This window comes from Candidatus Binatia bacterium, from assembly GCA_036382395.1.
In the GTDB taxonomy this organism is placed as follows: Bacteria; Desulfobacterota; Binatia; order HRBIN30; family HRBIN30; genus JAGDMS01.
The window spans coordinates 1-11,759 of the sequence record DASVHW010000398.1 but is presented as its reverse complement, the minus strand read 5'-3'; the positions used below and the strand labels follow the sequence as shown (position 1 = coordinate 11,759).

13 protein-coding genes are annotated in these 11,759 nt (G+C 63.6%); 7 read left to right on the top strand and 6 right to left on the bottom strand.

Annotation, left to right across the window (positions count from 1 at the left end; translation table 11 throughout):
- The 7 genes from VF515_19440 to VF515_19410 all read left to right on the top strand — a co-directional run.
- Positions 1–939, top strand: a 939-nt coding sequence (locus VF515_19440) for a molybdopterin dinucleotide binding domain-containing protein (protein ID HEX7409810.1), incomplete at its 5' end; no start/stop codon positions are given.
- 88 nt (positions 940–1,027) lie between these two features.
- Entirely contained in the window at positions 1,028–2,377 is a 1,350-nt protein-coding gene (locus VF515_19435) for a phenylacetate--CoA ligase family protein (protein ID HEX7409809.1), read from the top strand.
- A gap of 77 nt (positions 2,378–2,454) precedes the next feature.
- The gene (locus VF515_19430; protein ID HEX7409808.1) at positions 2,455–3,684 is read left to right on the top strand and encodes an acyl-CoA dehydrogenase family protein; all 1,230 of its coding nucleotides are present in this window, start codon (positions 2,455–2,457) and stop codon (positions 3,682–3,684) included.
- A 124-nt stretch (positions 3,685–3,808) separates the two neighbouring features.
- Complete coding sequence (locus VF515_19425) at positions 3,809–4,309, top strand: nuclear transport factor 2 family protein (protein HEX7409807.1); 501 nt, start codon at positions 3,809–3,811, stop codon at positions 4,307–4,309.
- 32 nt (positions 4,310–4,341) lie between these two features.
- Positions 4,342–5,133, top strand: coding sequence for a nitroreductase family protein (locus tag VF515_19420; GenBank protein ID HEX7409806.1), 792 nt, complete (start codon positions 4,342–4,344; stop codon positions 5,131–5,133).
- 13 nt (positions 5,134–5,146) lie between these two features.
- The gene (locus VF515_19415; GenBank protein HEX7409805.1) at positions 5,147–5,476 is read left to right on the top strand and encodes a 4Fe-4S dicluster domain-containing protein; all 330 of its coding nucleotides are present in this window, start codon (positions 5,147–5,149) and stop codon (positions 5,474–5,476) included.
- A gap of 20 nt (positions 5,477–5,496) precedes the next feature.
- Positions 5,497–6,531 (top strand): NAD(P)-dependent alcohol dehydrogenase, encoded by a 1,035-nt coding sequence (locus tag VF515_19410; GenBank protein HEX7409804.1) that lies wholly within the window; start codon positions 5,497–5,499, stop codon positions 6,529–6,531.
- A 117-nt stretch (positions 6,532–6,648) separates the two neighbouring features.
- Here the strand turns inward: VF515_19410 and VF515_19405 are convergent, their stop codons facing one another.
- The 6 genes from VF515_19405 to VF515_19380 form a co-directional block, all read right to left on the bottom strand.
- On the bottom strand, positions 6,649–6,864 hold the full coding sequence (locus tag VF515_19405; GenBank protein HEX7409803.1) for a hypothetical protein: 216 nt from the start codon (positions 6,862–6,864) through the stop codon (positions 6,649–6,651).
- On the bottom strand, positions 6,854–7,051 hold the full coding sequence (locus VF515_19400; protein ID HEX7409802.1) for a DUF2283 domain-containing protein: 198 nt from the start codon (positions 7,049–7,051) through the stop codon (positions 6,854–6,856). Before VF515_19400 ends, VF515_19405 begins: the two co-directional genes overlap by 11 nt.
- Positions 7,048–7,320, bottom strand: coding sequence for a DUF4258 domain-containing protein (locus VF515_19395; protein HEX7409801.1), 273 nt, complete (start codon positions 7,318–7,320; stop codon positions 7,048–7,050). The genes VF515_19400 and VF515_19395 overlap by 4 nt, the downstream gene beginning before the upstream one ends.
- Positions 7,321–7,390: 70 nt before the next feature.
- Positions 7,391–7,606, bottom strand: a complete 216-nt coding sequence (locus tag VF515_19390; GenBank protein ID HEX7409800.1) for a hypothetical protein — start codon at positions 7,604–7,606, stop codon at positions 7,391–7,393.
- Positions 7,588–10,284, bottom strand: coding sequence for a helicase-related protein (locus tag VF515_19385; GenBank protein HEX7409799.1), 2,697 nt, complete (start codon positions 10,282–10,284; stop codon positions 7,588–7,590). Before VF515_19385 ends, VF515_19390 begins: the two co-directional genes overlap by 19 nt.
- Positions 10,285–10,387: 103 nt before the next feature.
- Positions 10,388–11,296: a hypothetical protein gene (locus VF515_19380; protein HEX7409798.1), complete on the bottom strand. Its 909-nt coding sequence runs from the start codon at positions 11,294–11,296 to the stop codon at positions 10,388–10,390.
- Between the last annotated feature and the right edge of the window lie 463 nt (positions 11,297–11,759).

The following is an 11,759-nucleotide window of genomic DNA, read 5'->3' as shown; positions in this document are numbered from 1 at the left end:
GCGAAGGCGGCGCTGATCTACGCCTCCACCGGCGCCTGCAAGCACTATCACAGCGATCTCATGCACCGTTCGTTCGCCCTGCTCATGGGGCTCACCGGGAACCAGGGAAAGCCCGGCGGCGGCCTGCGCCTCGGCGCCTGGGTGAAGGATGCCTTTGGCAAGGATCTGGATCTGGCACGGGTCTTCGATGTCTGGAGCGACGGCGGCACCTTCAATCCCGCCGACCCGCGCACCGGCATGGACTACATCTTCCAGCGCTCGGAGATCTGCGAAGGCACGACCTGGGACGAGGCCATCAAGCGCGGCGTCGTCCCCGTCAAGCGCAACGGACCCTATGGCATGTTCAACCACATGTGCACCGACGTCGATTTCACGCGCCCGCTGTACCCGAACGCCTGGCAGGTGGAGGAGAAGGAGTCGTGGCCGACACTCACCGGGCGCCAGCAGTTTTACCTCGACCACGACTGGTTCATCGCGGCCGGCGAGGCGCTGCCGGTGCACAAGTCTCCACCCGCCGCGGGCGGGCACTACCCCCTGCGCATGACGGGCGGCCACACGCGCTGGAGCATCCACACCATCTGGCGCAGTGAGGCCACCATGTTGCGGCTGCAACGGGGTGAACCGGTGCTCTACATAAACAAGGACGACGCCCTCGCCCGCCAGATCGCCGACCTTGACCGCGTCCGGATCTTCAACGACGTCGGCGCGTTCGAGTGCGTGGTCAAGGTGGCGCCCTCCGTTCAGCCGGGGCAAGTCATGATCTATCACGCTTGGGAGAACTTTCAGTTTGCGCACCACAAGGGGCAGCAAGAGCCTATCCCGTCTCCCTGGAAGACACTGCATCTCGCCGGCGACTACGGACAACTGCACTACCGTGCCCTGTACGGAGCACCGAACTTCGGGCCGCGCGGCGTGACCGTGGAGGTGCAGAAGGTATGACGCCGGGCGAGCGGCGAATTCGCCTGCTGACAGCCAAGCGGCCGACGGAGTTGGACGCCACGGCATTTCCACCTCCAAGGGATAATTGATGATCGACCGACCGTACTGGAACATGGAGATCGAGCCGCACCTCGGCACCGAACGCATCCAGGCCCTGCAGCTCGATCGGCTGCGCCAGCGGGTCGGCCAGCTTTTCGAGCACGCGCCGTACTTTCGCAAACAGATGGAGGCGTGCGGCGTGCGCGACAGCCGCGACATCAAGACGCTCGACGATTGGGCCCGCGCACTGCCGCCGTTCACCAAGGAACACTTCCGTGCGCTGTTCGTGGAATGCGGCATGGACATCTACCGCTTCCTGGACGAGGTTCTCCCAGTACCGCTCTCGGACCTGGTATGCATGGCCGCCACCTCCGGCACCACGGGAGAGCCACAGCCCTATCCGCTCACACGCTCCGACATCGAGCAGCTGTGGGGCGAATCCCTGCGGCGGATGCGTTGGCGCTGCGGGGTGCGTCCCGGCGATCGGCTGGTGCACGCCTTCGCCCTGTCGATGTTTCTCGCCGGCGTGCCGGCGCTGCAATTCAACGCCGACGACGGCGTGATGTGCATTCCCGTCGGCGCCGAGGCCGGCGTCGCCCGCATTCTGACCACCGCGCGCATCTTCCGCGGCAATGTGATCTCGTGCACACCGTCCCTGGCCGAGCACATGATCGAGCGCGCGCCCGAGGTCTTGGGCACCCCGATCTCGTCGCTGGGCATCCGTATCCTGATGTGTGGCGGCGAGCCCGGCGCCGGCATTCCCGAAGTACGCCAGCGCATCGAGTCGGCATACGGCGGCAAACTCTTCGACGCCGGCGCCGGCCTGGGATGCTCGTGCGATTACCCGGAGTATCAAGGCATGCACTCGATCGCCGACGACCTGGCGATTTACGAGCTGGTGGACACCGACACCCTCGATCCGATCCCGCTCACCGACGGCGCCACCGGCCAAGCGGTGTTCACGTCGCTCGTCGGCGGCGGTATGGGCTGGACTCGCCTCACCATGGGCGATATTCACCAGGTGACGACATCACCGTGCCCGTGCGGCGCCACCGGCTTTCGCTACCGCATCATGGGCCGCGTCGACGACATGCTGAAGGTCAAAGGGGTCATCGTCTATCCGGCGGCAATCGACAGCGTGATCACCAGCTTCATCCCGCGGGTCACCGGCGAGTTCCGCATTTGCCTTGACGAGCCGCCGCCGCGCGTCGTGCCGCCGCTGAAGCTGCGCATCGAGCGCGGCGAGCAGACGGCGGAGTCCGCCCTGCCGGATCTCGAAGCGGAAATGCTGAAGGCGATGAAGGAGCGCCTCAAGCTTACGCCGCAGATTGCATGGCTGGCCCCAAACGAGCTCGAACGCAGTGCACACAAGACGCGATTCATCGAGGTGAGAAAATAGCTATCAGCCGTCAGCTGTCAGCCATCAGCCAAGCCGGCAAGTCTGGCTGACCGCTGACAGCTTTTTTGGGAGGCATCATGGACTACTGCGATTACGATCCGTCGATCACCGACGAGCAACGTGACATGCGCGACGCCGCTCGCACGTTCGCCAAAGACGTACTGCGGCCGGCAGGCATTGCGCTCGATCGGCTCCCGTCAGATGCGGTGGTCGCCCCCGGCTCCGCGCTCTACGGCGTGCTGCGCCAGGCGGCCGATCTCGGCTACACGCGCTTGCGCGCGCCGGCCATGGTCGGCGGTCTCGGCGTGTCGGCGGAGACGAGCTACCTGGTGTACGAGGAGCTGGCGTGGGGCAACCTCGGTTTGGCGGCGGTCATTTTCCTCGCGGCCACCCATGCCGACGTGGCGCTTCTGAGCGGCAACAGCGACGTGATTCAGGAGTTCGCGCTGCCGTTCTACGCCTGCACCGACGGCTCGATTCGCGGCTGCTGGGCCATCACCGAACCGGATCACGGCTCGGACTGGCTGTGCAACATGCGGCCGGAGATGCGCATCAAGGCCCGGGCGCAGCTGCAGGCGCGCGCCGACGGTGATCACTGGATCCTCAACGGACAGAAGGCGGCGTGGGTGTCGAACGCACCGCTGGCAACCCACGCGATGCTCAACGTGCAGCTCGATCCCGCAGGCGGGTTGGGCATGAGCGGCGTCTGTCTGCTGCCGCTCAATCTTCCCGGCGTCTCACGCGGCCGTGCGCTCGACAAACACGGCGCCCGCACGCTGCCGCAGGGCGAGCTGTTCTTCGAAGACGTGCGGATTCCCCGTCACTGGATGGTCGTGCAGCCGGACACCTACGCGAGCTACATGCAAAATCACCTTGCGGGCTTCAACGCGGGCGTCGGCTGTGTGGCGACGGGCCTGGCGCGGGCGGCATACGAGTGCGCCCTGGCCTACACCAAGGAGCGGGTGCAGGGCGGCCGGCCCATCTTCGAGCACCAGTCGGTGCGCGCGCGTCTGTTCCGCATGTTCTCGCTCCTGCAGGCGACACGCTCGCTCTCGCGCGACGCCTACCTGAGCGCCGTCACGGCGATCACCAGCGGCCAGGCGGCACGGCTCGAGTATTCCATCGGCTCGAAGGTGTTCTGCACCCAGGCGGCGCTCGAGGTCGCCACGCTCGCCGTCCAGCTCCTCGGCGGCAACGGCCTGACCAAGGAGTACCCGGCCGAGATGTTCCTCCGCGACGCCACGGCACTGACCATCGCCGACGGCGAGAACAACCTGCTGGCACAGGTCGGCGCGTCGCTGCTCTAGGGCCTGCGGCCAGCGTCATTTCTATGGCCCGCTCCCCGCCCGCACTCCAGAGGCTTCCGGCGGACGTGTTGGGTCGCTGCCGGCTGCCAAGTCCGACAGGCTGCCAGACAGAAGGAAGGTACGGATGGACGACGCCATCAGCCGCCGCGTGCAACACCTCGAGGACCGCGAGCACATCCGCGAGCTGCAAGCGACCTACTGTTTCCTCGTCGACGACCTGCGATTCGACGAACTCGTGGATCAGTGGTTCACCGAGGACGCGCGTTGCGACTTTCGAGATGCGAACGGCGCCATCGCTCCGTTCGTCTCCAATGGCCGCGCCGAGATTCGCGCCTTCTTCACGCAGGTCGTGGCCACGTTGCTCCACGACATGTGTCACACGGTGCACAACGAGCGCATCGTGATCGACGGGGAGGCGGCGAGCGGAACGTGTTACTTCGAGCTGACCGCCAAGCATCCGGCGACTGGTGACGCGGTCGTGGGCGCGGGCCGCTACGTCGATCGCTATCGGCGGGTGGACGGCGCCTGGCGCTGCGCCGAGCGCACCGCGCACATCCTTTATATGGCCCCCTTGGCCGAGGGCTGGGTACGGCGCCCGCTCCTGCGGGCGCTGACCGGAGAGTGAACGACGGAGAGCGGCACCATGAGGAGGCTGAGATGTCTGATCTGAACCTGGTAACCCTTCGGCTCGATGATCCGGAAGAGATCGAGGAAGAGGCCGGGCGTCGGTCCAAGGTGATCGAGGTGCCGGAAGGCGCCGACTGGAATGCCGTCGAACAGGCCATGTTGCGGCGGCGCAGCATCCGCAAGTACAAGCGCGCGCAGGTACCGGCCCACTTGATCCGGCGGATGCTGGAGGCGGGCCGCTACGCGCCCTCGCAGGGGAACTGTCAGCCGTGGAAGTTCGTGGTCGTCCGCGACGCGGAGATGATCCAGGGCATGGAAGATTTCTGCGTCGCGGCGTGCAAGAAGCTGTCACGCAGTTTGGATTACGCCACCTACCCGGCCGGCTCCTTCAAGCATTTCACCACCCGCGCCAAGGCGAAGCTGTTCAACCGTCTGCAGCCCAACATGCTGCACCCGGTACCGATGACCGCCATCACGGCCATCGCCCAAGGGCGGTTCGCCGTATTTCATCGGGCGCCGACGGTGATCCTGTTGCTCATGGACAAGCGCGGCATCGGCACGTCGGAAATCGACATCGGCATCTGCGGAACGAACATCGTGCTGGCGGCGCAGAGTCTCGGGCTCGGCACTTGCTGGATCGGGTTCTCCAAATTCCTGAACAAGAGCCGTGAGTGGTGCGCACGTTTTGGGGTCGAATCGCCGTACGAAATCTCCGAGGCGATCGCTGTGGGGTATCCGGTCGGCGACCCAACGCGCCTGATCGCGCGTGACACGCAGGAGATCACTTGGTTCGAAGGCGGAAAGAAGGACATTCTCTACTAAGCGGAGGTTCTCTATGGCTTTGCTCTCGAAGCAGGAACGACGTCATTTCCCGGACTGGGACGACGCGGCGCAGTGTCTCTTCCATCGCGTCGAGATCAACTTGGAGGCCTGTGACGGGTGCAGGTTGTGCACCGTCGTCTGCCCCGCCAACGTGCTCGAACTGTTTGGGGAGAAAGGCAACAAGAAGGCACGGGTCAAGGAGAGTTTTCGCGGCTGCGCCAGCTGCAACAACTGCCAGGCCATTTGCGAGCACGGCGCCATTGCCGCCACGCACCCGTACGACTTCGTCGGCTATTACCGGCAGCTCGGACGCGGGGAGTTTTCGATGCCGAGGAAGTTCTGAGCGCGGATAAGGAGGGTACCGTGAAAGCGTATCGCATGACGAAATGGCAAACGACACCGGAGTTCTGTGACGTCGACATCCGCGAGCCTGGGCCCGGCGAGGTCATGGTGAAGGTCGCCGGCGCGGGCCTGTGCCACTCCGACTTGCACGTCATGGAGTTTCCCGAGGGCGCGTTGCCGTACTCGCTGCCGTTCACCCTCGGTCACGAGAACGCCGGGTGGGTCGAGGAAGTCGGCCCCGGCGTCGACGGCCTGGCCCCAGGCGACCCGGTGATCGTGTATAGTGTGTGGGGGTGCGGCCGCTGCGCCGCGTGCCGCGTCGGCGCCGAGAATTACTGCGAGAAGGCGCCGCTGTTTTTCGGCGGCGGCCTCGGACACGACGGCGGGATGGCCTCGCACATGATCGTGCCGGCGGCGCGGTTTCTGTGCCCGCTCGACGGGCTCGATCCGCGCCAGGCCGCGCCGCTGACGGACGCTGGCCTGACGACATATCATGCCGTCAAGCGCTCGCTGTCGCTGCTGTGCCCGGGATCGACCGCTGTGGTGATCGGGGCCGGCGGTCTGGGGCAGATGGCGATTCAGATCCTCAAGGCACTGTCGCCCGCTCGCGTGGTGGCGGTCGATCTGGCACCGGAGAAGCTCGCCGCGGCGAAAGCGCTCGGCGCCGATGCCGCCGTTGCCGCCGACGACCGCGCCGCCGAGCATGTCCGCGAACTCACCCAGGGCGCGGGCGCGGAGTTGGTGCTCGATATCGTCGGCTCCGACAGCACCCTCCAGCTCGCGGTCAGCGTGGCGCGACGTTTGGGCCATCTGACCCTCGTCGGAATTGCCGGCGGCACGCTGCCGTTCAGCTACCTCGGTATCCCCACCGAACTCTCCGTCGCATCCACATTTTACGGAAGCATCCCGGAGCTGACCGAAGTGATGACGTTGGCGCAGGCGGGACGGATCAAGACGCAAGTCGAGTTGTTCCCCCTGGAGCAGGCACCGCAAGTGTATCAGCGTCTGCGCGAGGGCAAGATCCAAGGCCGCGCCGTCGTCACACCGAATGGATAGCAGGTGGATCAGCACGAGCGGTTGCTGAGCGAGATCGGAGTCATTTGTCCGCGGCTTGCGACGCAGAGACTCTCGGGGCGTCCCTTGGCACCTCAAGATTGGGATCGTGGCGATCGTTCAAGCGGCCACAATCTCCACGCGTGCGGTGAAGCCGAGTCGATCGAGCAACTGCTCACGATCCTCCCAGGTGAGACCAAAGGTACGCACATCGGCGACGCCCAGACGCGACACGACCCACGCCAGCACCGACACGCTTGCTTCCTCAAACTCGCCAGCCATCGTGGCGTTCTCCGCCCAGTCCACCAACTGCGCCAGCGTGATGCTACTCGCCAACGGCAAACTGGATCTCGCGCGCCTTCTCGACGACCTTGGAAGCTTGGAGGATCTCGAAGCGGACGATGCCACCGTCGTAGCCGAAGTCCGCGATGACGCCGGGGCGTACCTCGTCACTCTCCTTGATTCGCTCGCTGCGGAGCGCGATCGTTAGGGTATCGGTTTCCTCGTCGTATGTGACCTTCATGGCTGCACCCCTTTCAGGTACCTCGCGATCTGCGACGTCCGGTACACGGTGACCACAACCAGTTCGTCGGGCGTTTCCTCCACAATGAGACACACTAGCATCTCTTGCTGCAGCTGGGTATCGAAGTATCGGCGCATGAAGATTCGGCGGGGCGGCTGACCCGGCGTGACGAACTCAGGCTGTGCGAGTGCGTGGTCGGCTTGCAGCCGATCGACCTCACGATCGGCGAGATTCTTGAGGGCATGCGCTGTCCAGCAGACCAGCTTCACTCCTCCGCCTCCTCCGCGCCGTCCTGCCCGAGCCGGTACTTGATGTCGTAGTTGATGCAGTGCCGCGCCATCAGGCTGTCTTCCACCGGCTCTTGCAGTAGTCGACGGCTTCCTTCGTCGTCAGCAGCCGGGTGGAGTTGCCGGTGCGGATGTAAAGATGTTCGTCGATGCCGTCCTTGATGAACACCGGCCGAGGGCTGGGTTGGATGGCGACGCGGCAAAGGTCTTTGCCGTCGGCCTCGTCGCACGTGATTCCGGCGCGGCGTTTCAACTCAGCGCCACCCATGCCACGTTCAGCACGCTCACGTCCTCGTCCCAATCCCAGATCTGCTCGGCCGTCTCTTCAAGATAGCTGCGAGCGAGCCGATACGCCTCGCCGATTGCCAGTCGCGGTGAGGAGATATGGTTCTCCGGCTCACTGTAGTGCGATGCGCACAGCACCGCTGCCTGCTCGTCGATCTTTCCGGCGTCGGTCACAAACACAGTCCGAAGGTCAAACAGGTACTCTTCGCCTTCCGGCCGTTGGACCCTGCTGCGGATCACGAAGTTGAATTGGTAGCCGTTCCTGGGAGTCACTCCTCCGACCTTCACTCGGCGTTGCGCGCTGAAGCCGCCGAAATCCACGTCGCCGCACGCTCGGAGCATCGCATCGACGAACGGATGGCCCAAGGCGAGGAACTCAACGCTCGGATCGCGGATCGCAAGCTCGCGGTTGAAGGTCGCACGTGAGTAACGTTCCTTCACCGCACGCGAACGGATCTCGTCGGGCGTCAGGAATTCTAAAGAGCCGTCATCAGCCCGCTTCACGACGCGCCGTTGCGCCTTGAGGAAGCGCTCTGCCAGTTCGCCCAGCTCAGCGAGCCCCACCCCGCTGCGGAGATGCTGTGCGTAGCGGTCGAAAGAATAGCTTGCCACGTTGCGGAACAAGCTCTGCGTAGCGATTTCGTACGCGCGCTGGGCGCGTTTGACGCCGTCGTCGATCTCCTTCTGCGACTGCTCCAACGACCCCTCCACAAGCGTACGTTTGTAGATCTCGTTGTAATCGATCTCCCCCTCCAACTGCCCGAGCATGGCGGCGATGATATCCTCGGGCTCTTCGCCCGTGACCTTGGCCAGTGCGGCGGCCGCGCGCTCTAAGCGTTTCTCCAGGTACCCGTACACGGTTTCCTCAACGGTTGCGCGGCAGCGGAAGTTGTAGATCTGCACGACCTTCTGCTGGCCGTAGCGATAGATGCGGCCGACACGTTGCTCGATACGCATCGGATTCCACGGCAAGTCGTAGTTGACCATCACGTGGCAGAACTGGAGGTTGATGCCTTCGCCGCCGGCTTCGGTGGATACCAGGAAGTGTACGTGAGTGTCGTCGCGAAACGCTCGCTGACTCTCGCGACGCTGGTCGATATCGCGGTCGCCGTTGATGATCGCCACGGCGTTCTCACCGTATCGCCCGTGCAGCGCCTCGACCAACATCGACTGCGTTTCGCGGTACTCGGTGAACACCAGGATCTTCTCCCGATCGCCACGCTCGCTCTCACTGAAAATGCGATCCGCCAGTTTGAGCAATTCGATCAACTTGCGCTCCTGCTTCACCGGCATCACGATCAGCCCGTCGAGCAGCTCGATCTCGTTCTTCGTGAAGCCAGCGACGGCAGTGTGGAAGGCGTTTCGCTCTTGCCACTCACCCTCGTAGCGCTCGTCGAGGTCCAACTCCCGTTGCCGCGGCGGTGGGATCTTCTTGTAGCGATCTTGCAGGCGCATCCGCCTGCCCGTCAGCGCCGCCTTGATGGCCCGGCTCGAACTGGCGGCGAGCTTCTGGAACACCGTCAGCACGAAGCCGAGCGCGCGTTGCTGGGTGGCGTCGGTCAGCTTCTCGGCAATCGCGTAACCGCTCTTGATGTACGCCGTGACCGCTTCGTAGAAGACGCGCTCGTCGGGACGCATCTCGAAGCTCAACGGATATGTGTTGCGCCCCTTGAACACGCGCTTGCCCTCGGCGTCGGTGACGCTCAGCTTGGGTGTTCGCAAGATGTACTGTTGATACGGCACGCGCCCGTTGCGCTTTTCCCTGAAGAGCGGCAGGTCCTCCACCCCGAGGCTCGAGAAGTCGATCTCGTCGTCGAGCAGCTTCATCAAATTGATGAAGCGCGAGTGATTCTCTTCACCTTGGTGCGGCGTCGCAGTCACGAGCAGCAAGGCGTCGGTGTATTCCTTGAGGTCTTCGGCAAGCTGGAAATTGAGCGTCTTCTCCGTCTTGTTGCCGTACTCGCGTGCGCTCAGCCGATGCGCCTCGTCGAAGACGATCAGGTCCCAGCGGCGGTTCTCCAACAACTTCTTCTTGTGATCTTCGCGCTTGAGGGCGTCCAGCGAGGCGATGGCGCAGGTCTTCAGGTCCCAAATGCGCGGGTTGATGGTGTGGAAGTCGCGGCCGAAGATTTCGAAGAACTCACCGAACTTATCGAGCATCTCCTCCTGCCACTGCACGGTGAGACCGGCGGGGCAGATGATCAATGTGCGGCGCGCCTGGCCGCGCTGCAGCAGCGCTTGCCAGACCATGGCGGCCTCGATGGTCTTACCCAAGCCAACCTCGTCCGCCAGCAGGAAACGTCGCCTGGCACTGGCGACTACGTGGTGCGCGATGAAAATCTGATGTGGCAGCAGTTCGGTGCGAGCGTTGGAGAGTTGCCCGCCTTTGTTGGCGGTGAGAAAGCAAGCGGCCATCTGCCGGAAGTCGAAGCGCCAGGGCTCCTCCCATTGCCCAGCGTCCGCTCGTTCGATCGGATCGGGGACACGCTCGATTTCATGCAATCGAAGGATCTTCGTGTGGGCAAACAAGGGCGGTGCCGAGAACAAGCCGGGGGCGAACTCGATCTTCGCCTGATTGTTCTTGACCTTGAGGACCTTGGCGACGCCGTACTCGCGGTAGAGCGGATTGCGCGATACAACGGTGTCGCTCTCGTGAATCAAGCCGCTCGCTCCTAGCTGTGTACCCGCAGCTCCGATTCCTTCGATCGTGCCGCGCTCGCTCACGCGTGGCCCTTCCATACTCGCGCGCTGTCCCGTGTCAAGTTCATCCCCAGAGTGCCGTGGTCATCTCGTCGATCCGCGCCTCGATGTCATAAACATCTGCTTCGGGATCGCTCGCTTTGAGGGCGTGAGCCCGAGCGGAGAGCTGTGCAAGCTCGACGTGCGGTCCCTTGCTTGCGTCAAACTTCGGCGCCGCCACGTGATCGAGCACATGGGTCGAAGTGGCCGTTTGAACCACGTAGCCGTCAACTACGTCGCGAACCATTGTGCTGTTCAGAACGGCGCAGAGATAATGTGCTTCGCGCGAGCTCGCCAGCGGTACGTACATGCACTTATGATCTGGAAGCGCGGGGCGCCGTGCCTCGCCTCCTACCACTGCCGCCGTCATCTGGCTGGCCTGCTCTCGCCACACCACCTTCCACGGCGAGAGCGCGTAAGACCCGACATTACGCATCGTGTAGAACGGGGCACTTTCAGGATAGTACTTTCGGTCCGGTCTCGCCGCCAGCCGCTTCTCGAACCTCTTGAGGTAAGCGAAGGTCTTGGGATATCGTCGCTTCATCTCGGCTTCTGGGATACCTTCGCGCTGTTTCTTCGGATCCTGGGGTGCAAGTAGGTGTGCTGACGGAGCCGCGCGCCAGCGCGACACGTCGCGACCGCGTAACAGCGGGTATACGAGATCCGGCTCCAGGCTCATAGAGCAACGCTCCACTTTTATCTTGCCCACATTCCAAAGATTCTCGGCCAGCAGATGGCCGTCCTTCAGGGTCTTCACGACCTGCAACCAATAGCAGCCGTTCAAACCACCGGTGTTCACGCCTTCGCGTGCTTTGTACTCACTCTTTCCGAGCACCCTTCCAATAGCCGGCAAAGAATCTGCCCGTACAGTGAGCCAGGGAGATGTCTCTATTTCGCGCGCCACCGGTACTGCAGCTAGCTCGGTGACGATCACGTGGGCTCGGACCGCCTTCAGGTCGTCACTCGCCGTGAACGAGAAGAGACTCGGTGTTGCCGTGAGACCAGCTTTCGAGTCGATCTTCCGCAGAGTGCCGGTCCTCCGCGCCTTGGTCCAGCGTTCATACGGTACGGGATATGAGAACGCCTTGGCGGACTTCTCGCAAACAAGTACCGCCGTGCGGTTCGTCGCCCCTTCGAAGGGCTGAAGATCACTCATGTCGACCACGCCGGTTGGTCTCAACCAGAAGACCTTGCCCCCGGCATTGGTGTACCGGAAGCGACGAAAGCCATCACCCGCGCCTGACGTTTTGAACACTGTCTGCGTGATGACGAAACCAAGCCGACCTCCCTCATCGGCGAGGTAATTCTCCGCAGCCCCATAGACGAAGAGCATAGCGACGTCTCTCTTCCCGCTTCTCATTCGATCCAACTGGCCCTTCTCTTGGCGGAGCCCGTAT

What these genes read in the sequence shown, in the direction of transcription:
- VF515_19435 (HEX7409809.1), top strand. Translation starts at nt 1,028, where the DNA reads ATGATCGACCGACCGTACTGGAACATGGAGATCGAGCCGCACCTCGGC.
- VF515_19430 (HEX7409808.1), top strand. Translation starts at nt 2,455, where the DNA reads ATGGACTACTGCGATTACGATCCGTCGATCACCGACGAGCAACGTGAC.
- VF515_19425 (HEX7409807.1), top strand. Translation starts at nt 3,809, where the DNA reads ATGGACGACGCCATCAGCCGCCGCGTGCAACACCTCGAGGACCGCGAG.
- VF515_19420 (HEX7409806.1), top strand. Translation starts at nt 4,342, where the DNA reads ATGTCTGATCTGAACCTGGTAACCCTTCGGCTCGATGATCCGGAAGAG.
- VF515_19415 (HEX7409805.1), top strand. Translation starts at nt 5,147, where the DNA reads ATGGCTTTGCTCTCGAAGCAGGAACGACGTCATTTCCCGGACTGGGAC.
- VF515_19400 (HEX7409802.1), bottom strand. Translation starts at nt 7,051, where the DNA reads ATGAAGGTCACATACGACGAGGAAACCGATACCCTAACGATCGCGCTC.
- VF515_19390 (HEX7409800.1), bottom strand. Translation starts at nt 7,606, where the DNA reads ATGGGTGGCGCTGAGTTGAAACGCCGCGCCGGAATCACGTGCGACGAG.